We start from the raw sequence: 23,686 nt of genomic DNA, 5'->3' as shown, positions 1-23,686 counted from the left end.
TATTGCGAATGTTTTTTATTACATATATGATTATTAAAAATATTTAATTCGGAGATTTAAAATTATAAACCGGTTTTACAAAGTCTTTTATATCGGCAGTGGGTTTTATATGTTTTAAAATGATTTCTTTATCTTTGTAAGCGGCTGGAGATTCGTCCAAAGTGTTTTTTGTTGCGGTTGTAGTAAAGATTCCGGCATTATACATTTCTTTTTGAAATGTTTTTAACGAAAGAGACGCGAAGGCCTTGGTACGCGACATAATTCTGCCTGCTCCATGAGGGGCGGATTGATTATATACATCATTCCCTTTTCCGCGGCAAAAAGCAAGTCCGTCGCGCATATTAAACGGAATAATAAGTTTTTCATCAAGTTTTGCAGAAGTTGCTCCTTTGCGGATAATACCGTCATTGCCTATAAAATTATGAACGGATTCTACCAATTCTACGGGTTCCGTATTTAAAAATTCTGAAATAAGCTCTATCATTTTAAGCCGGTTTGCTTTTGCATATTTTTGAGCAAAATAAGTTGCATGAAGATAGGCTTTGCCTTCGGTACTTTCCGTAAGCAGGTATTCCAAATTTTTATCTTCTTCGGAAAGAATTCCCGAGGTTTCCAAAATTTCTTTTGCTTTTTTTTGGTAAAAAACCGCAATTTGCAATCCGAGGTTTCGGCTCCCTGAATGAATTGTAAGCCAAAACCTGCCTTGAGAATCTTTTCCAAGTTCTATAAAATGATTCCCTCCGCCCAAGGTTCCTACACTTTTTAAAGCCCTATCGGTATCCATATTTACTTTTTTCGACTCTTCGATAATTTCTTCTTCAAATTCTTTATTATCGACTTTATGAACACGGTGAACGGAAGTACCGCTTGGAATGTTTTTTTTAATAAAATTATCGAGTTCTGCAAGATTCGGATTTTTAATATTTAGCTGTGCAGATAAAATTCCGCAGCCTATATCTACACCTACAATGTTGGGAATGATATATTTATCCATATTCATAGTAAATCCGATAACGGCGCCTTTTCCTGCGTGGCAATCAGGCATTACAGCAATGTTAGTGCCTTCAAATGCTTTATGATTAAGAAACGTTTTAATTTGTTTTTCCGTTTCCGAATCTATGGAATCAATCATTACATTTGCTTTATTATATTTTCCCTGTATTGTTTGCATAACAATACTGTAACACCATATTTGTAAAAAGTCAATTATATTACATAGATTGAAAAAACTTTTAAAACGGTATGAAAATATTTTTCATACCGTTTAGGTGTCTTTTCACTCAAAAAGCTATTTTTTTATTTTGGCCTTCGGTAATTTCAATAAATTTTTCATCTCTTTTGCAAATTTTTCAATTTCTTCAAATCGATTTTGCTGTTTTAGTGCAAGATTAAGATGATAAAGATACTGTAATTTATTTTTTTCCTCTACAGGTATACCGTCAGGGAATAAAATTTCGTCATAAAATGTATATTGATTTTCATTATATGGTTTTGCATTAAAGGGCGCTGCCTTATCTATTTTTTGAATCCATTTATCTGTCATTGTTTGAGGAGCATCTTCCGGGGGATTGAGAATTTTTGAAAACCCTATATATGTGTAGTTATCGTTTCGGATATTTGTAGATAATTGAATACCTTGTACATCAAATTTAAGTTTATTATTTTCCAGATAAAAGCCTATTGCCGCTTTTAATGTAGTATCCTTATCGCTTGAAAACAATTGTTGAGGAATATGCAGGTCGTAATCTCCCGTTTTTATCATTGTTTCTTTTTTATTAAAATCGAATTTCATAGAAGAAAAAACAGGGTCCAAAGAATAACCCGAATCGCCGAGGGCCAGGTATTCTTTCCAATCATTAAAAGAACCCGAATATGACGGGATAACGTAGTCGCTTATAAATGCCAAATCAAGATTGTGTCCGTTTCTTGTTTCGGAAGTGGAGTCTATTTTTGACATTATGTATAGGCCTCCCGGAAGGGGTAATGCGTAACTTATAACTTCAGCATCGGCAAACGGTAATTCCCAAAAATTTACAAGCCATGTTCTTCCGTGAACATCGGTATGTTTTTGGGAGCGAACGGGTTTTCCGTAAGAAGTTATAGGTATACGCTCGTTGCCTATAGGACGGTATAATCTTGACGCCTGTAAAATATAATCCATATATAAATCGGGAGAAGAGATAAGTTCTTTTTGCGTTATGTTATCCGGTTTTTTTATCATAACCGTTAACGAGTTAAGCAGTGTTCCGTAAGAAATTTTTCCGTTTTGGGGCAGTTTATATTCATTTATATTATTCGGAATGAATAAGTCCCATTTTTTGTTGCTTTCCCGTACTATCGTAAGCGGAAATGACGGCAGCCATGAGTTGTACATAATTTCCTGCGAGCCGTAAGATTTAGCAAAGGATTCATTTCCGGAAAAGTCGAATTTTGTTTGTATATCTTTTACTATATTTGCAGTAAAGGTTTTATAATCCGAAAGGATATTTTTCTTTACATCGGAAATTTTTTGCGGAAGTTTTTGTTTATGATTATATTCATAAAAGAATTTTTCTTCAAAAATGTTCGGCATAACATAGTATATACTTATATGTGTAATTCCCGTATTTGGTTCTATTTTTTTTGTTTCCGAAAAAGGAAGTGCATAGTTAAGATTTTCATTTGAGCTTTTCATTGTAATTATTCCCAATACGCCGCCTTCCGGAGTAATGAGCGGTCCGCCGGAATTTCCGGGGCTTGCGGCGGCTGAAAATCTCAGCCATTTCCACTCTCCGTTTTCCTGTTCAAAGGTTTGGCTTGTAAGTAGACCGTGTCTTATAATAATTCCTTCTCCCAATGCATTACCTACGGAAAAGGTTTGCGTGTTTAGTAAAATTTTATTTTCTACACTTAATCCCATGCCTTCGGTATATTTATATCCGGATACGGTAAAAGAAATAAAATCTCTATTGGTTGAGTAAGATGTTATAGTGTCTACTTTGTAAATATCACCGGTATAAGACCTTATATAATAGTCGCCGTATAAGGATTCTTCATTTAAGTTAAACACATGGGCTGCGGAATAAAATAAACCGTCGTCCATTAAAAAAGCCGTTCCTATAGGGAAGTATTTATCGTTACGGATAGCAAAGGGGATTCTTTCCATAGGAAGTTTTTTTTCGTATTTTAAATTACCTTCTGCAGGTTTTAAAACGATAACTTCAAACACCGCATTGTTTAATTTTTCGAGCACTTCGGGCGATAATACCGCTTGAGCTTTTAAAAAAGAGGCGGCTCCTATAAAAAGAAAAAAGACAAAAAGATGTTTTAATTTCATTTAATCTCTCCAGTTTTTAAATTAAGAATATCATATTGCAGTATAATCTGCAAGTATTAAATAATTTCTGCGGATAAATGGTAACACTAAAAATAAAAGAGCTCGTTTTTATTAAAAAACAAGCTCCGTACGGTTTAAAATCTGTCTTGTATTGTTTTTTCGATGCGCTTTACAGCCTTATCGATTCCCAATATTTGAATGGAACCTACAAGCGGCGGACTTATTCTGCTGCCCGTAACGGCCATTCTGATAGGCATCATAAAGTCTCCCATTTTAATGCCCATAGCTTCGGCTTCGGCTCTAAAGATTTCGCCTGCCGTGTGTTCATCCAGGTCTTTGATTTTAGGCATAACTTCGCAAGCCTTTTGTAATGCCTTTTTTGTAGTTTCCGCATCGAGTTTTTTAGGAATAATTTCTTCAACCGGAGGTATGGCGGGCTCTTCAAATAAAAAGCGTACCATTGCGCTTATTTCACTTAAAAGGTGAAGTCTTTCTTTTACTAAAGGCATTACCTTCATTAAGATATTTTTTTGTTCCGCAGTGGGTTTTAAATAGGTTTGATTTTCAAAACGGCAGCCCGCTTTTTTTAATTCTTCTTCGTCAATTTTTCCGAAAATACCCGAATTTGCGATATAAGGCCAAGTTAAATCGAATAATTCTTCATCGGTTTTTTCCCGCATATATTGACCGTTAAACCATTCCAATTTTTTATAATCGAAAACGGCGGGAGCCTTGTTTAAATGCGAGACACTGAAAAGTTTTTCCAATTCGGGGAGGGTATACATATCTCTTCCGTCTTCGTAAGAGCATCCGAGCATAGCAACATAGTTTATAATCGCTTCTTTTAAGTAACCCTTATTACGGAATTCGTTACAGCTTGTAGCTCCGTGCCTTTTGGACAGTTTTTGGCCGTCGTTTCCCATAACCATGGGAAGGTGGCAAAATTCGGGCGGTTCCCACCCGAAAGCCTTATACATAATTACATGCATAGGTGTTGAAGGCAGCCATTCTTGTGCCCGCATTACATGAGTTATGCCCATAAGATGGTCGTCTACGATATTTGCAAGGTGATATGTAGGAAATCCGTCGCTTTTAAGTAAAATTTGGTCGGGATTAATATCTTCGTTTTTCCATTCAATATCGCCTAAAAGAGCATCTTTAAATTTTGTAGAGCCTTCAAGCGGAACTTTTAGGCGGATAACATAGGGCGTTCCCGCTTCCAATTTTGCTCTGATTTCTTCTTCGGTTAAATTGCGGCACGCCCTGTCATAGCCGGGAGGCATTTTGTTCATAGTTTGAATTTTTCTTATTCTGTCCAGCCTCTCCGAATCGCAAAAGCAATAATAAGCGCAGCCTTTTTCTACAAGCTCTTGAGCATATTTTTTATAAAGATCAAACCTTTGTGATTGCACGTAAGGAGCGCAAGGGCCGCCTTTTGAACCTCCTTCATCCCATTCAAGCCCGAGCCATTCAAGCGTATCGTAAAGGTTTTGCTCGTATTCTTCGCTATACCTCGTTCGGTCCGTGTCTTCAATGCGTAAAACGAATTTGCCGCCCTTTGACCGGGCAAATAAATAATTAAACAAAGCAGTCCGTACGCCTCCTATGTGCTGAAAACCGGTCGGCGACGGAGCGTATCTAACTTTAACTTGCATGATACCCCCTCTAATTTAATTTAAAATGTCAAGTTTTAAAATTAATTCTTAGTTAAGTTTTTTCGGCATTTTCTTCCGCATATTTTTTAAATTCTTCTTCGCTCATTTTATCGGAGTAAATAGGGTACAATGCTTCTACAAGCTCTTCCAAGGTTTGGAATTTTGCACCGTCAAGTTTATATGCCATAGTTCACCTCGTCATATATTTTAACATATTTTCTATTTCTTGTTTAGACACCCGTATTTTTTTTATATTTTTTATGGGTTTTTCCAAATCTTCCATATATTTAGGCCGTTTCGGTTTTTCGCCGCATGCAGCTTCTATTATGTCGGATTCGTAAGCGGGGTGGTCTTTTGAAATAAGAACCAGAGTTTCTTGTCCGTGTTTGTTTATAAAACGGCTTTTAACGGCTGCACCGTAAGCTGCGGCTGTTGAAGTATCAAACATAATGCCGTATTTATGATATGCCGTACGAATATATTTTGAATAATCTGCGGGCTCTACGGGTTCCGGAAAAATTAAAGCCTTCATAACTGCAGGGCTTATTTCAAAAATACGTTCAAGTCTTTCAATATTTGAAGGACTTATCGGGTCTGCCGCACTTCTTCGGTCAAGCGGAATATTAAGGGTTTTACAAAAACATTCGCCTTCGGCGTCTCCGCATAATTCTTGCGTGGAATCCGTTATAAACCCGTTAAGCGAAAGGCTGTTTTTCCACGCATAAAGACCTGCCGCCAAATTTCCGTAGTTCCCTGAATGTAATGCATAGTAAATTTCACCGAAAGAGCTTTTTCTAAACCTCGTAAAAGCAAAAATATAAAAAAACATTTGAGGTAAAAGCCTTCCGATGTTTACAGTGTTTGCTAAGGTCAGACGATACTCTTTTACAAGTTTTTTGTCAAGATATACCGACCGCTTTAAATTTTCTACGTCTTTAATGGAACCCTCGCATTCTACGGAGTATATTGAGCCTCCGTTTTCCGCAAGATATTTTTCAGGGATTCCCGCCGCAAATCCTTTAGGGTGAATAAGAAGGGTTTTAAGCCGTTTTTTATTGCCGAAAGCGGCAGCCATACCTGCTCCGTTCTTTTTTGTGCCTGTTGCCAATACTAAGGCGGTTTCATTCGTCATTGTAAGAATGTGTTCCAGTACCGAAGCCAGCCATAAAAAGCCGAAATCCCTATGACAGCCGGTAGGGCCGTGAAAAAGGTCTAAAAGAAAGAGTCTATCGTCCAATTGGCGGAGGCGTGGGCTGTAATTACCGAAAGCGGAAGCCGCAATACGTTCGGATACGGCGGGGCTGAATTCGTTTTTAAGCAATGCGGAAGTTAAAGTTCCTGCAATGGAGGCAAATGTGGAATTTTCGTTAAGATGTTCAATCCATGGGCTTAAGTCCATTGTATCGGCGGGAATATAAAGTCCGCCGTCTTCAGGGATACAATTCGTAACCGCTTCATAAAAAGTAACCGTTTTTTTACCGTTTCGTGTACTGACCAAATTCATTTCGATTTGATTTTAACAGTATTTTGAAAAAAAATCTATATCATAGAAATCAAAATAAAATTCCGTTTGTCAGCCGGTTTTGCTTATAAAATTAAGGTTTGATAGGTTTTTCTGTAAATATCCCGTTTTAAATTCTCCGGTATATTTATAAAAAAAATGCTTGCTTTTTTAAAGTTTCAATGGTAAAATGGTGCTATGCTTTTAACAGGAGGAATTTAATGAATAAAAAGCTTGTTTGGATGATTTTAGGCGCATTCATTCTCGGTTTGGCTGCCGGTATTATATTATGGCAGTCGGGTGTTAACATTGACGGATATGTATCATGGATTCAGCCTTTCGGACAAATTCTGGTTTCAATGTTAAAAATGATAGTTATTCCGGTAATTTTACTTTCTCTGATTTCCGGTGCGGCCTCTTTGCCTACAAAAGAATTCGGAAAAATAGGAATAAAAGTAATTATCTGGTATTTTATAACATCTCTTTTTGCGGCAATTGTCGGGTCGTTTTTGGCGGTAGCTTTTAATCCGGGTGCGGGGACTTCCCACACGGAATGGGCTGCTTTAATGAAAAGTGCGGCAGGCGAAGTAAATCCCGCTTCTGCAGGTTCTTTAGCCGATGTATTTTTAAGTATGTTTCAAAATCCGTTCCAAGCCTTGGCTCAGGGGAATTTTCTTGCCATAATAGTTTTTTCAATTGCTTTCGGCATCGCTCTTAAAATAATTTCGGAGAATGAAAATCCGAAATTACGTGAAGGAGCGGCTCAATTTTTAAATATAATTGAAACCTGTAAAGAAACCGTATTTAAAATGGTAGATTGGATTTTAGCTTATTCCCCGATAGGTGTATTTTGTCTTACTTCGGTAAATTTTGCACAATACGGGTCCAGTTTATTCGGTCCTTATATAATGCTTACTTTAGGTGTAGTAATAGGTATTATTGTTATGGTATTTGCAGTTTACCCTATTATGATAGCGGTTTCCACAAGGAAAAATCCTATAACGGTTATGTTAAAACTGCGTGAACCCATGTTGACTTCTTTTGTTACGAGGAGTTCCGCTGCCACCTTGCCGGTTTCACTTAGAACGGCAAAAGAAGAACTTAGAATAAGTGATAATCTTTCATCTTTTTCTTTGCCGCTCGGGTCTACGGTAAATATGGACGGTGTTTGCGTTCACTTACCTATGTTTGCGGTTTTAGCTGCCAATATGTTCGGAGCCGAAATGGGGTTTATACCGTTGTTGGTTTTGGTAATAACTACGGTTTTGGTATCGGTAGGTGCCGGAGGAGTTCCCGGCGGAAGTTTAATGCTTCTTTTTATTATCTTGCAAAATATGAATTTGGGTGCCGACCAAATTGCAATTATAGTAGGTCTTGCTTTAGGTATTAACCCCATATTGGATATGTTTGAAACAATGAATAACGTAACAGGCGACCTTGTATGTACATACTGCGTTGCCGAAATGTCGGATATGATTGAAGATAAGGAAGTTAATAAAAACTGATATGATATTGTTTTAACTTTTTTGCCCCTAAAAAGTTAAAGTTTTTAGGGGTGTTTTTATTTATGCGTAAGATTTAAGCCGTTCCGGTCTGCAACCCGTTTTTTAAATTCAATTTTTAAATCTGCAATTGGCGCAGCCTAAAATATGAATCCGTTTTTTATCGTTTCTTCGTTCAAAATAACGTGCAATAAGATGAGCTTCCTGCCCCATTTTTTCGTTACATACGGGGCATTTTCTCTGCAAGCCCGCTTCGCAAAGAGGGTAGCAATGAGGACAGCCGTAAATATAGCATAGCCTATCATCATCTCCCGGATAAAGGGCCGATTTAACTTGTTCTCCTTTTTTTTAAAATATAACCGCATACGGGACAAACTCCCGGGTCGCCGCGCTTTCCGGTTTCCTTGAGTTTTTCACCGCTTGCTTTTTTAGAAATGCTGGAAAAAAGAACGTATGCTAAAACAAGCAAAAAGAGATCTACAAAAACCAATATCATCCATGAAAAAGGCTGTAAATACATACCTACATAATACCTTTTTTTAAGCGTTAATTCAATAGAGTATTATGTATTATAAAAATAAAAAACACGTTTATATGTTTTTGAAATTCTTTACCGCATAATAAAATTTTATTTTGAAATCAGTACTACGGCTGTTTTTGCAAAAACCACATATATGTCCTGATTTTGAATTTCTTCCGTTTTATTTTCGTCTATAAAATCTTCCTTAAACGGATACGAAGTATCGATTAAACGGTGCCACAGTCCGCCTGAAGAAGGTGCCGGTAATTTTGCTGTAATATCGGAATCGTAGCCGTTAAACATAATATAAAAATCATTATCGTTACAATCGCTTTCCAAGTTGATTTTATTTCCGTCAATTAAAAAGGCCAGAAAACTTGACGGGGAGTTCCAATCGGGTGTTTTAGCTTCGCTGTTAAACCATTGAAGGTCGCTTCCTGCTCCGTATGCTTTCGCAATGCCTGTGAAAAAACTTTTTCGTATAAAAGAAAAATGTGTTATTCTGAGGTTAATAAGTTTTTTAGTAAATTCAAATAAATCATTGTTTGTATTAACTGAAGACCAGTCAAACCACGAAATAAAATTATCCTGACAATAAGCATTGTTGTTACCGTTTTGAGTTCTGAAAACTTCATCACCCATGTTTAACATAGGAGTTCCTGCGGAAAGTAAAAGGGCTATTAAAATGTTTTTAGCCATACGCTTACGTATAATTTCTATTTTATCACAGGCGGGCCCTTCCGTTCCGTGGTTAAAACTGAAATTATTATTTGAGCCGTCATTATTGTTTTCGCCGTTTTCTTCATTGTGTTTTTGAGAATAGCTGAGTAAGTCATACAGTGTAAAGCCGTCATGGCAACAAATAAAATTTACGGATTGATACGGGCGTCTTCCGTTTTTTAAGTATAAGTCCGAAGAGCCCGTTACTCTGGTTGCCAATTTTCTAATATCGGGATTAGGTTGAAGCCAAAAAGTTTTTAAGGCATCTCTATATAAATCGTTCCATTCGGCCCATCTTCCGGGGAATGCTCCTACCATATAACCTCCGGCAGCGTCCCAAGGTTCCGCAATTATTTTTGTGGAGCGTAAAACGGGGTCTTCTTCTATTGCATTTAATAAAGAAGAGGCGGCTTCTATATTTCCGTCCTTGTTTCTGGCCAATATTGAAGCTAAATCAAAACGGAAGCCGTCGATATGCATTTCAGTAACCCAATAGCGCAGACAGTCTATAATAAATTGACCGACGGCGGGGTGAGAAGCATTTACAGTATTTCCGCAGCCCGAATAGTTTTTGTATAAACTTTTGTTTTCTTCAAGATGATAATAAATTGAGTTATCAAAACCTTTAAATGAGAAAACCGCTCCGTTTTCATTCCCTTCCGCCGAGTGATTAAATACAACATCTAAAATAATTTCTATACCCGCTTTATGAAATTCCTTGACCATAAATTTAAATTCGTTTACGGCATTTTTCGGATTTTCCGCATAAGATGTCTTAGGCGCAAAAAATGACAAGGTGCTGTAGCCCCAATAATTTTTTAAGGTTTCTCCGGTTGTAGGATTTTTATTAAAATTTTCATTTTCATCGAATTCAAAAACGGGTAAGAGCTCAAGCGATGTAATGCCCAGCTTTTTTAAATATGGAATAACTTCGATAAGGCCTGAAAATTTTCCGCGTTTTTTTTCATCGATGCGGGTATTTAAAAAACTCATTCCTTTTAAATGAGCTTCGTAAATAATACACTTATGCAAGGGTAAATTTATGGGGGAATCATTGTCCCAGTCGAATTCTTCATCGTCGATTACAATACATTTTGGAAAGCCTTTTGCCGTTTTTTCCGTATTGAAAAACGCCTCTCCGTTTTGCTTATTCAGCCTGAATTTTTTTGTTTGCTCCGAATTAAAAATAGAGGAATCGGTAAGTTGTTTTGCATAAGGGTCCAGCAAGAAATTATTCTCATTAAATAAATGTCCTTCATAAGGTGAAAAAAGCCCGCTTGCAGTATAAAGATAAAAAGCTCCTTTTTTTAGGCCCTTGACGAAAATATGCCAGAGGTCTCCGGTTTTATTTATATTCGGGTCAAGTTTAAAACTGAATGCAGGTTTTTCGTCTTTTTCATTTTCAAACAAATGTAATGTAACTGAAGAAGCGTGTCTTGAAAACACGCAAAAATTTACTCCGTAAGAATTTACCTTTGCGCCCAAAGGCAGCGGTTTTCCTTTTAAAAACGATAATTTGCTCATCGTTACAGTATAGTATGTATTTTAAATTTATGCTATAATGCTACATATCATTTGTAAGGAAATAATTTATGAAAAAAGTCCCTATTGTAAGTACTGTTAGAACAACTATAGACGCTATAAAATATGCAGTCGGTAAGATTGAAAATATCGGCATTGTTGAGTTGAGTAATTATGCAAGTGTCGTTTCGTTTTTTAAATATGAAATGCCGGAAATAAAAATTATAGATTTCGGTGATGAAAATATTGACGGTAATGCATGTTTGAAAATAGTTCAAGAAGACCCTTGGCTTTTATTCGGAGGAGTAATTGCAATTACAAATACGAATTCCGAAAAAATGAAACTGGAACAGCAAAAAGAGCCCAACTTTTTATTTGTGTGTACGCGGAGAGATTTTGAAAAAAATGCCGTGCAAATTATTAAAATTTTACATCAACAGCAGCATTTTCTTTTTAACAGGGGAATGCAGCAACAGCATGATGCACAGGAGCACGGTCAGTTTGTAAGCGATACCGACCCGTTTGAAATTGTGTTTTATGCAAATTTAATAGGAACTTATTTATATAATACCGACCGTATAAGCGATGAAGAACGTTCCGGGTTGCAAAGCGCTATGATGGAGCTTCTTTTAAATGCGGTTGAACACGGGAACTGCGATATTTCCTATGAAGAAAAAAATGCATGGCTTAAGGCAGGTAAAAATATGCTTGCTTTAATTGCGGAAAAACAAAAAAACCCGGAAATTGCATCTAAAAAAATATATATTACATATAATATTTCGCTTGAAAAAACTAAAATAAAAATAAGAGATGAAGGAAGAGGATTTGATTGGAAATCCAAGTTGGATGCGGATTTTCAGGCAGGTCTGCATGGAATGGGAATTAAACTGGCGCAAGGTTTTGTAAAAAATATGACGTACAATACTATCGGAAATGAAGTTTCTTTTGAAGTTATAAATCAAAAGAATATTGCAAACTTGACGCCTGCAATTTTAAAATCTCAACAGGTTCTTGCATTTAAACATATGCAAATTGTATGCCGTGAAAATGAAGATTCGAACAATTTGTTTTATATAAGCTCGGGAAGATATGCGGTTTATGTAGATAATAAACTGATGTCCGTATTAACGCCGGCCGATATTTTTATCGGAGAAATGGCTTTTTTAATGAACGATAGAAGGTCTGCAACCGTAGTTTCTATAGGAGAAGGAACGTTGGTAAAAATTCCTAAAATGAATTTTATGAATTTAATTGAATCGTATCCGCATTACGGAGTTTTCCTTTCACGTTTATTGGCCGGAAGGCTGGCTCGGCAATCGAAGGTTACCGCAAAATTAAAGGAAGAAAAGGAAAAAGTATAACTTTACAAAATACGGTTGTATAAATTTTAAAAACTCTTTAGTTTTATTTGCAAAATGAGCTAAAATTTTAAGAAAATAAGAGCAGGCTATAGCCTTATTACAATAACTGCCGCTTCGGAGAATTTTATGAATAATAAAAAAATCAGCAATTTTCATACCCATACTTATTTATGTAAGCATGCCGAAGGGCGTCCTATTGATTATGTAAAAGAAGCTTCTAAATTTTCATGTTCGGCTTTAGGATTTTCCGACCATTGTCCGTATCCCGATTCTTCTTGGAGTTATTGCAGAATGCACGGGAGTGAAGTTGATTTGTATAAGAGCCTTGTTGAGGAGGCTGCAGCGGAGGCGGAATTTCCTGTGTATTTCGGCTTTGAATGTGAGTGGCTTCCCCGTTTTAAAAGCTGGTATAAGGATTATTTAAAAGATGAATTGAAAAGCGATTTTTTGGTTCTAGGTTCTCATTGGTATGATTTAAACGGTTCTCTTGAGTATATTCCTTACATTACAAATAAAAAAGATATATTCGGATATATCGATTTTACAATTACAGGAATGTCTACGGGAATTTACAGCTTTTTAGCTCATCCGGATTTATTTTTATCCAATGTGGAAAACATTGATTCGGATTACCGTGCCTGTTCAAAAGCTTTAATTCAGGCCTCAATTGAATTTAATATGCCTATAGAAATTAACGGGTACGGTACTTTTAAAAGAACGGTTAACCGCAACGGAAAATGTGAATATGTTTACCCGGTTGTCGAATTTTGGGAAGCGGCGAGAGATATGGGGGCAAAAATTATCTGTAATTCGGACGCACACTATCCTGAGCATACTATTTCGGGATATTTAAGGGCGTATAATTTTGCGGAAACCTTAGGTATAGTTCCTGAGGATACGGCGTCGGCAATCGGGTTAAATTAAAATTTATAAGGAGGGTTTAAAATGACAAACAACGGTAGAGCCGTATATTCAACCGGCGAGGAAGAAAAGCCGGTATCTTCTTTAAAAAAAGAGGTGAGGGCGTTCCGTATTATTGTAAAGGGGCGTGTGCAAGGGGTCGGTTTCAGGTATTGGACGGTAACGCTTGCAAACAGACTCTGTGTTACGGGCTGGGTACGTAATTGTCCCGATTATTCGGTAGAAATTTTTGCCGAGGCCGGGACGCAGGTTTTAGGTGAATTTATGTATGAGCTGAAACATAATCATCCGCGTGCAAAAGTGGAAACTCTTACTTCCGAAGAGATAAGGGTTCAGGGTTTTAAGAATTTTTCGGTCAGATAAAAGATATTTGTTTTAGTTAAGTTAAAAATAAAGATGATATTTTTTTAACATATTCTCCTTAATAACTATTAAGGAGAATATGTCTATATGTGTTTATTTTGCCTTAGGATTATATTTTTTGTTTTTAAAAAACTCTTCGGAAAGTTCTTTAACCTCTTTGCTTAACCAAATTATTCCTATCATATTGGGTATAACTACGAGAGCAAGGGTTATATCAAGAACAAAGCCTGCATGTTCAAATTTAACAAAGGCGGCAACGACAACCATTAAGGCTGCAAGTAAGCGTACGATTTTTCCTACTGTTGTGCCGAAACAATATTCCGCACATTTTTCACAGTAATATACGATTACCAAAATCGTAGATAGAACAAACAAAAATAAGGAAATTGAAATAATAACCGAGCCTATAGAACCGAAAGAAAGATTAAAAGCTCTTTCTACGGCAATACTTGCAAATTCATTTTGTTTCCATATACCGGTTGTTAATACTACTAAAGCCGACATAGTACATACAAGTAAGGTGTCAACGGTTACTTCAAAAATACCCCACATTCCCTGACGCGAAGGATGGTCGGTTATTGCCGTTGAGTGTGCATAAGGGGCCGAGCCCATACCGGCTTCGTTTGAATATACTCCGCGGGCAACCCCTTTTTGTATTGCCAATAATATTCCGCCGCCTATGGTGCCTCCTGCAATTGCGGAGGGGTTAAAAGCTCCGACAAAAATCATTTGGAAAGCTGCGGGGATTTGCTTAATATTTATTAAAATAATTATTATAGAACACACGGTATATAATAGAGCCATAAACGGAACAAGATATTCCGTAACTTTTGCGATTCGTTTAATACCTCCGTATACGACAAGGGCTACAAGAATAAAAATAAGGCCTATAGCTATATAGCGCATAACGGCAGGGTCTGCATGAAAAACCGCTTCGCCCAATTTTTCTATAGGGCCTACGGCAGAAAGGGTTTGTAATGTAATTGAAGGTAAAATTTCAAGCATAAAAAAGAAGGAAACGCAAAAGCCTAAAATTTTACCGATATTGCCTCCGATTCCTTTTTTTAAATAATATGCGGGGCCTCCTACATATTCTCCTAAAGAATTTTGTTCACGGTATTTTATACCAAGTACAATTTCTGCAAATTTTGTAGCTTGTCCTAAAAGGGCGGTTATCCACATCCAAAATACGGCTCCGGGGCCTGCGGCAAAAATAATTGTCGGTACTACAACGATATTTGCAGCTCCTATAGAAGATGCAAGCGCTGCGGTTGCCGCCTGAAACGGAGAAACCGTTCCTTCACCTTCGCCTTTTCCGAACATTTTACCGAAGGTTTGCTTCATAATAAAACCGAAATATTTAAATTGGAAAAATCCGAGTCTTACGGTAATGATAAGACCCCCTCCTACAAGTAGAATCAGCAGGGGCGGTCCCCAAAGCCAATCTGCAAAACTGCTTAACACTTTAATTAAAGTATTCATTCTAAACCTCCTTATGGTCTTTTTTTAATATATCATTCTTTTGAATAATTTGCAATGCTTGCAGTAAATTTATATAAATTGAATCTATAAAAAATACATTGACAAAATTTTGCCTTTGCGTATACTTTCAGTTTATGAAATTAATTTTAGCGCCGATGGCGGCAATAAGTCATTCCGGTTTAAGAAGGCTTATTGCGGAGTTCGGTGAGCCCGACGAATATTTTTCCGAGATGATTCACGCTCCTTCGGCAATATCCGGCGGAGGCTTTGAAAAATGGTATTTTCGCTGTAATCCTTCTCCCGAAAAACTTGTGTGGCAAGTTACAAGTCCGGAAGCGGAATCCGCCGCAAAAGCGGTGCCCATTTTGCTTAAAAACGGCGGGTTCGGTATTGATTTAAATATGGGTTGCTGCGCGCCGCAAATTGTAAATACGGGAGCGGGCTTTGCATGGGTACAAAAACCTTATTCGGAAACTGCCGAGTTTGTGCGTAAGGTAAAAGAAGCCGTTTTAAAATGGGAAAACGGAGGAATGCCTTTAAACGATTCTCATAGCGTAAAAGAAAAATCGGCTTTAGAAGGTTTTAAAAGCTCCCGTATCCGTTTGAGTGTAAAATTGAGATTGGGAGAAACGGAAGATTATGCCGCATTACTTAAATTTTGTAAAATGCTTGTTTCAGAAGGCGCGGAATTGATTACCCTGCACCCGCGTACACGCAGGCAAAAATATTCCCGTCCGTGTAAACATCGGTATACGGCCCGTTTGGCGGAAGATTTAAGCATTCCCGTCTATGCAAACGGCGATATAGATTCTTTAAATAAATTTTCGGAATATTCTTCCATATATAAATGTTCGGGCTGGATGATAGGCCGGGCTGCGGTACAAAAACCGTGGATTTTTTCGGAGATAAAAGAAACTTTAATTTCCGGGGCGGAAAATAATATGAGGGAAAACGGAATAGATTTGTTTAAAACCGCTTGCCGTTTTTTACAACTTCTAAAAGAAGAACAGCCTGAAGAATTTTATTTAACCAGAGCGCAAAGGTTTTTTGCTTATTTTTGCGATAATTTTAAATTTGCTCATCACATAAAAAGTAAAATTTTAAATTGTAAAAACCTTGAAAGTATGCGGCAAAAATTGGAGGAGTATTTTCAAGAAGTGCCGGAAGATATAATTTATAACTGCCGATTGCCGTTTTAGTCTTCCCTCATTGTCTTTATCCGCAAAAAAACGTATACTTCGGAGTATGAAAATTTATTTGGCATCGGGCAGTAATCATAAGCGAAAGGAAGTTTCCGAGTTATTGCCGGATTGTAAGGTAATTTTACCGAAAGACGAAAATCTTAATTTTAATCCGGAAGAAACGGGCGATACATTTTTTGAAAACGCTATGATAAAGGCTCAAGCTCTTTATAAGATTGTAAAAGCTCCGGTTCTTGCCGATGATTCCGGTTTGTGTATAGATTTTTTAAACGGAGAGCCGGGTATACGGTCTGCAAGGTACGGGGCCGTAAACGGAGAGCATGTCTCCGCCGCCTCCGCAATAGATAAAGTTTTGTCCGAATTAAAAGACGTAAAAAACCGTAAGGCTCACTTTGCCTGTTGTATGGTTTTTTTATTAAATGAGAACAGATTTTATTCCGTACAGGAAATTTGCGAAGGTTCCATTACTCAAAGTCCATGCGGTAAGGGAGGCTTCGGTTACGACCCTATTTTTTTTGTAAAACAATTTGAAAAAACCTTTGCCGAGCTTACTCCGCAGGAAAAAAATGCGGTTTCGCACAGGGGGCGTGCGATGAGGCAAATTTCAAATTTGATTAAAGACTTAGATATCGGTTTTTGATGAAGAGCTTCTCCCGTTTCTTCCCCGTTGAAAAGTTCAAATATTTATAGTAAAATAAACATTATGAATTTTCTATTGATTTTTATCTTGCCTTTGGCATTTTTACTTTATTCCGTTTTTTCTAAAGATACTTCAGGAACTTTTTCCGCCTTTATTATCGGTTTATGCTCCGGGCTTGTTTCCCTCTTGATTATTTCATTTTTCGGTATTTCCGGCTTATCCGTTTCTTCTTCTTTTACGGTTCATATATTTCGATTCTTTTTACAATACTTTTTCCTTAACGGTATTTTCGGACTTGCCGTTTTCTTTTTAATTTCTTTTTCTATTTCAGGCGAAGCTCTGGATACGAGTTTTTCCGCTCTTTTCGGAATTTTTTCTTCCGTTGCCGGCTATGCGTTTTATAAAAATATAAACATTCCGAATATTTCCGAACTTTTATTGTTTATTTCGATAGTTATAGGTGCAATTCTTATTTTCGACTTTGTATTTAATATTTTAATAGCCAATCTTACCATTTCTTTTGATTTTTTAATTTATCTTATAGCCTTTGCCGTTTTTTTAATCGTTTCGTTTTTAGGGAGCTGCGCCTTGGCTCTTTGGTATTTTTCGGGTTCGGCGGCGGTATATCTTTCCATTTCGATAGGGATATTTTTAACAGGCGCTATCTTACATGCTGTTTCCTCAAGACTATAAAAAAGACGGGTTTAATGCGGTCGTTGTTCTGGGAGCTACGGCAACGGGTAAAACCGCTTATGCCGTAAACCTTGCAAAAGAATATTCAGGTGAAATTATTTCCGTCGATTCCCGTCAGGTTTATAAAGGATTGGATTTAGGCACCGGAAAGGATTTATTCGAGTACGGGAATGTCCCCTACCATTTGATAGATATTTGTTCTTTAGAAAAAGAATATAATGTTTTCGATTTTCAAAATGACGCTTATGCGGCTTTTGCCGAAGTAAGCGGAAAAGATAATCTTCCGATTTTTACAGGCGGAACGGGGCTTTACCTTGATGCTTTAATTAGAGAATACAATTTGGTTCCGGTTCCCGAAAATAGAGAACTGCGTATAGGCTTGGAAGATAAAACTTTAGAAGAACTTCAAAATATTCTTTTGGAATTAAAACCCGAAATTCATAACAAGACCGATTTTGAGCAACGGGAAAGGTTGGTTCGTGCAATAGAAATTGCCGAATACAATAAAAACAATCCTGCCGCGGCACAACTTCTTGTATCAAAACGGCCCCATATTAAGCCTTTTATAATAGGTTTGAGTTTTCCGCGAGGGGTTTTGCGTTCGCGTATATATGCAAGACTTGTGCAGCGCATAAAAGCGGGTATGATTGAAGAAACGGAAAATTTAAATAAAAACGGTGTTTCTTGGGAAAGACTTGAAAGTTTAGGTTTGGAATATAAATTTACCGCAATGTATTTACAAGGTAAGATAAAATCTAAAGAAGAATATATAGAAGAGCTTTATAGGGCTATTTGTAAATTTGCAAAACGGCAGGAAACTTGGTTTAGACGTATGGAAAAAAATCGTGTAAACATAAATTGGATTATTTGTTCATAGTTAACTCTTAACTTTTTTGCACTTTATGCATATATTTCAATATAATATTTAAACTTAAGGAGAAATTATTCTATGCTTTTTTTACATTATCCTAAATGTTCTACTTGTGCAAAGGCAAAAAAATGGCTTGATGAACATTTGCTTACTTATACCGAGCGGCACATAAAAGAAAAAAATCCTTCCGCTAAAGAATTAAAGGAATGGCATAAAAGAAGCGGTATGCCGCTTAAAAAGTTTTTTAATACAAGCGGGCTGGTTTATAAAAATTTAAATTTAAAAGATAAGCTTCCCGCTTTAAGCGAGGAAGAACAATATACTTTACTTGCTTCGGACGGTATGTTGGTTAAACGGCCTCTTATAATTTCGGATTCTTGTATTTTAACGGGTTTTAAAGAAAAAGAGTGGGAAGAGGCTTTAGTAAAGGGTTCGCGTTAGTAACCTGAATTGTTTTAAGGCCTCTTTAAAAAATGCAAGTCAGCTTTTAGAAGATGCCTTATCAACATAGCCTAAACTCGTAGATAAAAAACGTACACGATGGTACGTTTTTTATCTAACCGTCATATGCAAAGCTTAAAAAAACCGTTCAGGCTTTTTTAGGATTACAGCATCGACAATATAAATGCGTAATCGAATGCGATATCCGCAAAGCGGCTGTAGCGTCCTGTAGCTCCGCCGTGTCCCGATTCCATATTCATGTGTAAAATCAGAATATTATTATCGGTTTTAAGCTCGCGCAGCTTTGCCGTATATTTTGCAGGTTCGTGGAACAGAACTTGAGAATCGTTAATACCACCCGTTACCAATATATTCGGGTAATTTTTTGCTTCGATATTATCATACGGGGAGTATGAGAGCATATACTTGTAGTATTCTTCTTCATTCGGATTACCCCATTCTTCGTATTCGCCGGTGGTAAGCGGTAAGGTATCGTCAAGCATTGTAGTAACCACATCGACAAAGGGAACTTGCGCTACAACAGTGTGGAAAAGGTCGGGACGCATATTGGTAACTGCTCCCATCAATAAACCGCCTGCACTTCCGCCCATAATTGCCAATTTATCGGAAGCGGTGTACTTTGTGTTAATTAAATGTTCGGCGCATGCAATAAAATCGGTAAAGGTGTTTTTCTTTTTTAACAGTTTTCCGTCCTCGTACCATTGCTCCCCGAGGTCGCTTCCGCCCCGTATCTGTGCTACCGCATATACAAAGCCCCTGTCAATTAAGCTGTAAACGGTTGAATCAAAATAAACATCGGAACTTATTCCGTAACTGCCGTAAGAATACAGGAGAGCCGGAGCGGAACCGTTTTTCTTTAAGCCTTTTTTGTATACCACCGCCATCGGCACTTTTACTCCGTCGGGAGCTTGTGCCCACAGCCGCTCAACGGTATAGTTGTCGGGATTAAATCCTGAAGGTATTTCCTGTTCTTTTAATTTTTCCGTTTTACCCGTTCCGATGGTATATTCATACAGGGTTTGCGGACGGTTAAGAGAACTGTACGTATAGCGGATTGTTTCCGCATCGTATTCGGGATTGCCGGACAGTGAGGCGGTATATACCGGTTCAGGGAAAGCGATGTTTTTTTCGCTTCCGTCGGCTATAGACAGTATTTTAATTTCAATAAGCCCGTTTTTTCTAAGCTCCAATACAAGAAAATCTTTGAATATGTCGATTCCTTCAATGCGGACATCAGGATTATGCGGTACAATCTCCTGCCAATTTGCGGTATTTTCAAAACCCGTAAGCGGAGCCTTGTACAATTTTCCATTTAAATTTTCTTTATCTTTATATTGAATAAAAAAGCAGTCCTTATGCGGAATAACCGAATAGTCTATATCCTGTACACGCGGTTTAAAAACGGTAAATGCCGCACGCGGTGTATCGGCAGGAATGAGTCTTTCTTCGGAAGTGGTGGAACTTGTGCTGTAAATGCTTATAAAGCGCCTCGTTTTTTCACCGCTGACATACGCTGAAAAGCGTACATCTTTTTCTTCATAGATAAATTCGGCCTTACCGCCTTCTATCGTGTTGCGGTATATTTTTGAAGAACGCAGGGAATCGTCAATGGTGCTGTAAAAAACGGTTTTATTGTCGGCAGCCCATGCGGCGGAAGCGGCTCCTTCAACGGTAAACGGTAAATCTTTTCCCGTTGTGAGGTCGCGGATCTTCATCGTGAATTCGGCAAAAGAACCCGTTTCGTTGTAAAAATAGATAGCCTTAGTGTTGTCGGGGCTGACGGAATATCGTGAAAAAATAAAGGCATTTTTTCCTTCCGCCATTTTATTTACATCGAAAAAGATTTCTTCCTCCGCTTCAAGCGAGTCCTTTTTTCGGCAATACACGCGGTACTGCTTTCCCTTTTCGACACGGCTGTAGTAATAATAGCCGTTTCTAAATACCGGATAACTTTCGTCATCTTCTTTGATTCGGGCAATCATTTCATCATAGAGCGTTTTTTGCAAGTCTTTTGTAGAAGCCATCACACTATCGGTATAGGCGTTTTCGGCTTTAAGATAGTCGATTACTTCGGGATTATTTTTATCTTTAAGCCAATAATAATTATCGACGCGCTTGTTTCCGAATTTTGTAAATTCCTCAGGGTGTATTTGAGCCTTTGGAGGGGCTTCAAAGTCGGATTGTTTAGGTTGAACCGATTTGGATTGACCGGTTTGACAGCCTAAAAAAACGGATAAGCCGGCAGTCAGTATAGCAGGCAATACTTTTACAGAATTTTTTGTTTTAAGCATATTTTCTCCTTATTTGCTAAGATAATTTCAAAAGAATTTTGACTTTTGGAATTTTATTATTTACGGAAAATACTATTAAAATAAAGAAAAAAAGTCAAGCAAGAGTTAAAAAACTTCCCCGTGGTGTGCATTCGGAAGTTTTTTTGACAATACAGGCATAAATATATCGGGCGGAGAAGCACAAAAATTTGCAATACTGCGTGCACCGTACAAAGAAAGCCGTTCATAATAATGGAATATTCAAGCGGATATGTATAAAAGTGCCGATTTTATTTTAATATGACTGCATTTAAAACTTCTTAACAGGTGTAATTTGTTTTGCTGGATTACAAAAGCTGTTTACAACCGGTATAATCGGCATTTTTTAAGGAGCTTTTTCTGTCCCGTTATGTTTACGCCTTATCAAAAATTTAAAAATTATTTCGGCGGTAATTTATAATGCAGTTCCTTTTTTGGGTATAAAGAGTTTTCTCATATCCGTTTTTTCCAAAGTTAACAGTTGCACTTTACGCTCTATGCCGCCGCCGTATCCCGTAAGGCTCCCGTTTGTTCCTACAACGCGATGGCACGGTACGATTATGGAAATGGGATTGTGTCCGACAGCCCCGCCTACCGCCTGAGCCGACATTTTTTTTAAGCCCGTTTGTTCGGCTATAATTTTTGCAATTTCTCCGTAAGTAATCGTTTTTCCGTACGGTATCCTGCACATAATTTTGCCGACATTTTTTCTGAATTCCGAGCCCGTTAAATGAAGCGGAGGAGTAAAATCGGGCTCTTTCCCCGAAAAATAAATATCGAGCCATTTTTTTGTTTGGTTGAAAATGTCGGTTTCCTTGTTTTTATGGTCCGGGTTAAGCCCTTGTGCAAAATACCTTCCGCCTGAAAACCAAATACCTGTAAGCCCTTTTTCATCACAGGAAAGAAGCAGTTCTCCTACGGGAGATTTATAATTATTTGTATATTGCATAGCGTACTCCTTTCTTTTTAAACTAGCACATTCCCGAAAAATAAGCAACGGTAAGAGATATTTCGGAAAATAATTTTAATAGCTTATACCGTTTTTATTTCAATTCATCTTAAATTTACGGTATCCGAATCGGTCGTTTAAATCGAAATGCTTGGTTAAGCATTAAACGGAAGATAAATTTACTCAGATACTTTATTTTTATTTGAATTTATGCTAAGATAATAGTATGCTGGAGATTTCTAAATGATAAAATTGCGTAAATTACTTTCAAATATTCTTATCAGTATCGGAATGAGCGGCGTTTTTGCCCTGTTTTTGATATTTGTAAGTCCCAGATTTTTATTTTTAGGTAAATTTTACTCTGCCAGCGATATGACGCTTGCTTTAAGCCGATTATCCAAGATACCGGAAATGACTCAAACTCACCGTTTTTTTATAGGATTGGCGGTATTTATTCTTATCTGTATTTTTGCCGGAACTGTAATGCAGGTATTTTCAAAAAAAATAGAAAATAAGGAATACGGTAAGCCGAAAACCAAAATTTTTGCAGAGTTTTTAAGAAAACTTAGATTTTGCTACACTACGGAAAACCTTATAGATTCAATTTACAGTGAACTTGAATATTCGGGCGATTGCTCTGTAATGATGATAGACGCAAAAGAACACATAGTTATTTATAACAGCGCGTCCCGCTTTGTTTCAACTCCCGAAACTTTTAAAACCTTTCAAGCCGTTTCCGAAAATTTAAAAATCGGAATACATTTTTTTAATGCGGATATAAAGGAGTGTAAACAAAAACAGGCCCGTATTGCCGCAGTTATTTTGGAAAGTTTTCATTTTTTTATAGTGTGCCGTTATTTAAACGAAGTGGAACCTGAAATTTTTAACACTATGCTTTCAGAATTTTTAAGTTACGAAAGCCGAACTACAACCTTAGGAAAGCTTTTACATCTTTCCGAATTAACTCATGAATGGAATATGGTTGCTGAAACTCAAAAAGCGTTTTTGCCGCGTAAAATACCTGAAGCTCCGCACTTGGATATAGCTTCGTATTTTAGACCGCTTGTAAACGTATCGGGAGATTATTATGACGTTATAAAAATAGACGGATATAAGACGCTTTTGGTTTTAGGAGATGTTTCCGGTAAGGGTCTTGCGGCGGCTTTGGTTATGGGCGTAGTTATAAATACCATAAAAATCACTAAAAATAAAGAAGACCTTGCAGGCTTAATTACAGCTGTTGATACGGCGATAAAGCGAATGAAGCTGATGGATAAATATACGGTTCTTTTTTTAGGTCTTATCGATACTGAAAAGATGACATTAAAATATGTAAATGCCTCTATGGAAAACCCTATGATTCTTACGGAATCGCCTAACGGCTACAAAATAAAACCCTTGGAATCCACTTGCAGTATCGTAGGAATTATCGATTTGGATAATATAGGGGTAGAAGAACGAAGGTTATACCGCGGTGATGTTATTTTTATGGCAACCGACGGGATTCCCGAAACTATGAATGAGGAAGGTATCGAGCTGGGCGATACCGAATTATATTTGGACTCTATAAAATCTTTTGCACCGCATAGCGCCCGAAATATTCTTGAAGATGTCGCAAATTTGGCAATGACCCATGTGGGTAAAAACAAACTTCGCGACGATATTACGATGCTTTGTGTAAAGGTTAAGGTGTAAAAT

20 protein-coding genes are annotated in these 23,686 nt (G+C 37.3%); 10 read left to right on the top strand and 10 right to left on the bottom strand.

Translation table 11 applies throughout. The features are described 5' to 3' along the window. Positions 1-43: 43 nt before the first annotated feature. The 5 genes from DYQ05_RS03615 to DYQ05_RS03600 all read right to left on the bottom strand — a co-directional run bounded on the left by DYQ05_RS03615 (position 44) and on the right by DYQ05_RS03600 (position 6,475). Positions 44-1,171: an RtcB family protein gene (locus tag DYQ05_RS03615; protein WP_206183859.1), complete on the bottom strand. Its 1,128-nt coding sequence runs from the start codon at positions 1,169-1,171 to the stop codon at positions 44-46. A gap of 117 nt (positions 1,172-1,288) precedes the next feature. Then, entirely contained in the window at positions 1,289-3,316 is a 2,028-nt protein-coding gene (locus tag DYQ05_RS03610; RefSeq protein ID WP_024469407.1) for a S1 family peptidase, read from the bottom strand. Positions 3,317-3,450: 134 nt separating this feature from the next. Next, positions 3,451-4,971 (bottom strand): glutamate--tRNA ligase, encoded by a 1,521-nt coding sequence (gene gltX, locus DYQ05_RS03605; RefSeq protein WP_020964558.1) that lies wholly within the window; start codon positions 4,969-4,971, stop codon positions 3,451-3,453. Between the two features lie 52 nt (positions 4,972-5,023). Beyond that, complete coding sequence (locus DYQ05_RS14300; protein WP_020964557.1) at positions 5,024-5,158, bottom strand: hypothetical protein; 135 nt, start codon at positions 5,156-5,158, stop codon at positions 5,024-5,026. Between the two features lie 3 nt (positions 5,159-5,161). Continuing rightward, positions 5,162-6,475: a PALP domain-containing protein gene (locus DYQ05_RS03600; RefSeq protein ID WP_020964556.1), complete on the bottom strand. Its 1,314-nt coding sequence runs from the start codon at positions 6,473-6,475 to the stop codon at positions 5,162-5,164. A 218-nt stretch (positions 6,476-6,693) separates the two neighbouring features. On the opposite strand from DYQ05_RS03600, the gene DYQ05_RS03595 reads away from it, so the two are divergent. Continuing rightward, positions 6,694-7,977 carry a dicarboxylate/amino acid:cation symporter gene (locus DYQ05_RS03595; protein ID WP_206183858.1) on the top strand — a complete coding sequence of 428 codons (1,284 nt, stop codon included), beginning with the start codon at positions 6,694-6,696 and terminating at the stop codon, positions 7,975-7,977. 108 nt (positions 7,978-8,085) lie between these two features. Here the strand turns inward: DYQ05_RS03595 and DYQ05_RS14295 are convergent, their stop codons facing one another. Further along, entirely contained in the window at positions 8,086-8,220 is a 135-nt protein-coding gene (locus tag DYQ05_RS14295; protein ID WP_290121753.1) for a hypothetical protein, read from the bottom strand. A 382-nt stretch (positions 8,221-8,602) separates the two neighbouring features. After that, positions 8,603-10,738 (bottom strand): glycogen debranching protein GlgX, encoded by a 2,136-nt coding sequence (glgX, locus tag DYQ05_RS03585; protein ID WP_206183857.1) that lies wholly within the window; start codon positions 10,736-10,738, stop codon positions 8,603-8,605. Positions 10,739-10,806: 68 nt separating this feature from the next. Between glgX and DYQ05_RS03580 the strand changes: the two genes are divergently transcribed. From DYQ05_RS03580 to DYQ05_RS03570, 3 genes are all read left to right on the top strand, one after another. After that, entirely contained in the window at positions 10,807-12,096 is a 1,290-nt protein-coding gene (locus DYQ05_RS03580; RefSeq protein ID WP_020964552.1) for a cyclic nucleotide-binding domain-containing protein, read from the top strand. 126 nt (positions 12,097-12,222) lie between these two features. After that, positions 12,223-13,020: a PHP domain-containing protein gene (locus DYQ05_RS03575; protein ID WP_038106927.1), complete on the top strand. Its 798-nt coding sequence runs from the start codon at positions 12,223-12,225 to the stop codon at positions 13,018-13,020. Positions 13,021-13,041: 21 nt separating this feature from the next. Beyond that, positions 13,042-13,380 (top strand): acylphosphatase, encoded by a 339-nt coding sequence (locus DYQ05_RS03570; protein ID WP_080657338.1) that lies wholly within the window; start codon positions 13,042-13,044, stop codon positions 13,378-13,380. 93 nt (positions 13,381-13,473) lie between these two features. Here DYQ05_RS03570 and DYQ05_RS03565 read toward each other — a convergent pair whose 3' ends face one another. Next, complete coding sequence (locus DYQ05_RS03565; protein WP_206183856.1) at positions 13,474-14,862, bottom strand: alanine/glycine:cation symporter family protein; 1,389 nt, start codon at positions 14,860-14,862, stop codon at positions 13,474-13,476. A 134-nt stretch (positions 14,863-14,996) separates the two neighbouring features. Here DYQ05_RS03565 and DYQ05_RS03560 point away from each other — a divergent pair, with 134 nt between their 5' ends. The 5 genes from DYQ05_RS03560 to DYQ05_RS03540 all read left to right on the top strand — a co-directional run bounded on the left by DYQ05_RS03560 (position 14,997) and on the right by DYQ05_RS03540 (position 18,709). Next, positions 14,997-16,061 (top strand): tRNA-dihydrouridine synthase family protein, encoded by a 1,065-nt coding sequence (locus DYQ05_RS03560; protein ID WP_206183855.1) that lies wholly within the window; start codon positions 14,997-14,999, stop codon positions 16,059-16,061. 46 nt (positions 16,062-16,107) lie between these two features. Continuing rightward, a complete protein-coding gene (rdgB, locus tag DYQ05_RS03555; RefSeq protein ID WP_206183854.1) occupies positions 16,108-16,704 on the top strand; it encodes an RdgB/HAM1 family non-canonical purine NTP pyrophosphatase in 597 nt (198 codons plus the stop codon). Positions 16,705-16,767: 63 nt separating this feature from the next. After that, positions 16,768-17,397, top strand: coding sequence for a hypothetical protein (locus DYQ05_RS03550; RefSeq protein WP_206183853.1), 630 nt, complete (start codon positions 16,768-16,770; stop codon positions 17,395-17,397). Beyond that, entirely contained in the window at positions 17,375-18,274 is a 900-nt protein-coding gene (gene miaA / locus DYQ05_RS03545) for a tRNA (adenosine(37)-N6)-dimethylallyltransferase MiaA (RefSeq protein ID WP_024469671.1), read from the top strand. The genes DYQ05_RS03550 and miaA overlap by 23 nt, the downstream gene beginning before the upstream one ends. Positions 18,275-18,346: 72 nt before the next feature. Beyond that, a complete protein-coding gene (locus DYQ05_RS03540) occupies positions 18,347-18,709 on the top strand; it encodes an arsenate reductase family protein (protein ID WP_024466815.1) in 363 nt (120 codons plus the stop codon). 164 nt (positions 18,710-18,873) lie between these two features. Here DYQ05_RS03540 and DYQ05_RS03535 read toward each other — a convergent pair whose 3' ends face one another. Next, on the bottom strand, positions 18,874-21,021 hold the full coding sequence (locus DYQ05_RS03535; RefSeq protein WP_206183852.1) for a S9 family peptidase: 2,148 nt from the start codon (positions 21,019-21,021) through the stop codon (positions 18,874-18,876). A gap of 433 nt (positions 21,022-21,454) precedes the next feature. Further along, the gene (locus DYQ05_RS03530; RefSeq protein ID WP_024467084.1) at positions 21,455-21,988 is read right to left on the bottom strand and encodes a methylated-DNA--[protein]-cysteine S-methyltransferase; all 534 of its coding nucleotides are present in this window, start codon (positions 21,986-21,988) and stop codon (positions 21,455-21,457) included. Positions 21,989-22,231: 243 nt separating this feature from the next. Between DYQ05_RS03530 and DYQ05_RS03525 the strand changes: the two genes are divergently transcribed. Further along, positions 22,232-23,683 (top strand): PP2C family protein-serine/threonine phosphatase, encoded by a 1,452-nt coding sequence (locus DYQ05_RS03525; protein WP_024468884.1) that lies wholly within the window; start codon positions 22,232-22,234, stop codon positions 23,681-23,683. The last annotated feature ends 3 nt before the right edge of the window (positions 23,684-23,686 follow it).

The sequence above is a fragment of the Treponema pedis genome (assembly GCF_017161325.1).
In the GTDB taxonomy this organism is placed as follows: Bacteria; Spirochaetota; Spirochaetia; order Treponematales; family Treponemataceae; genus Treponema_B; species Treponema_B pedis.
The sequence above is the reverse complement of the archived record's forward strand: the minus strand, read 5'-3'. Positions and strand labels throughout refer to the sequence as shown.

Bases quoted from the DNA above. Each gene is read 5' to 3' on its own strand.
- DYQ05_RS03615 (WP_206183859.1), bottom strand. From the start codon at position 1,171: ATGCAAACAATACAGGGAAAATATAATAAAGCAAATGTAATGATTGAT.
- DYQ05_RS03610 (WP_024469407.1), bottom strand. From the start codon at position 3,316: ATGAAATTAAAACATCTTTTTGTCTTTTTTCTTTTTATAGGAGCCGCC.
- gltX (WP_020964558.1), bottom strand. From the start codon at position 4,971: ATGCAAGTTAAAGTTAGATACGCTCCGTCGCCGACCGGTTTTCAGCAC.
- DYQ05_RS14300 (WP_020964557.1), bottom strand. From the start codon at position 5,158: ATGGCATATAAACTTGACGGTGCAAAATTCCAAACCTTGGAAGAGCTT.
- DYQ05_RS03600 (WP_020964556.1), bottom strand. From the start codon at position 6,475: ATGAATTTGGTCAGTACACGAAACGGTAAAAAAACGGTTACTTTTTAT.
- DYQ05_RS03595 (WP_206183858.1), top strand. From the start codon at position 6,694: ATGAATAAAAAGCTTGTTTGGATGATTTTAGGCGCATTCATTCTCGGT.
- glgX (WP_206183857.1), bottom strand. From the start codon at position 10,738: ATGAGCAAATTATCGTTTTTAAAAGGAAAACCGCTGCCTTTGGGCGCA.
- DYQ05_RS03580 (WP_020964552.1), top strand. From the start codon at position 10,807: ATGAAAAAAGTCCCTATTGTAAGTACTGTTAGAACAACTATAGACGCT.
- DYQ05_RS03575 (WP_038106927.1), top strand. From the start codon at position 12,223: ATGAATAATAAAAAAATCAGCAATTTTCATACCCATACTTATTTATGT.
- DYQ05_RS03570 (WP_080657338.1), top strand. From the start codon at position 13,042: ATGACAAACAACGGTAGAGCCGTATATTCAACCGGCGAGGAAGAAAAG.
- DYQ05_RS03565 (WP_206183856.1), bottom strand. From the start codon at position 14,862: ATGAATACTTTAATTAAAGTGTTAAGCAGTTTTGCAGATTGGCTTTGG.
- DYQ05_RS03560 (WP_206183855.1), top strand. From the start codon at position 14,997: ATGAAATTAATTTTAGCGCCGATGGCGGCAATAAGTCATTCCGGTTTA.
- rdgB (WP_206183854.1), top strand. From the start codon at position 16,108: ATGAAAATTTATTTGGCATCGGGCAGTAATCATAAGCGAAAGGAAGTT.
- DYQ05_RS03550 (WP_206183853.1), top strand. From the start codon at position 16,768: ATGAATTTTCTATTGATTTTTATCTTGCCTTTGGCATTTTTACTTTAT.
- miaA (WP_024469671.1), top strand. From the start codon at position 17,375: ATGCTGTTTCCTCAAGACTATAAAAAAGACGGGTTTAATGCGGTCGTT.
- DYQ05_RS03540 (WP_024466815.1), top strand. From the start codon at position 18,347: ATGCTTTTTTTACATTATCCTAAATGTTCTACTTGTGCAAAGGCAAAA.
- DYQ05_RS03535 (WP_206183852.1), bottom strand. From the start codon at position 21,021: ATGCTTAAAACAAAAAATTCTGTAAAAGTATTGCCTGCTATACTGACT.
- DYQ05_RS03530 (WP_024467084.1), bottom strand. From the start codon at position 21,988: ATGCAATATACAAATAATTATAAATCTCCCGTAGGAGAACTGCTTCTT.
- DYQ05_RS03525 (WP_024468884.1), top strand. From the start codon at position 22,232: ATGATAAAATTGCGTAAATTACTTTCAAATATTCTTATCAGTATCGGA.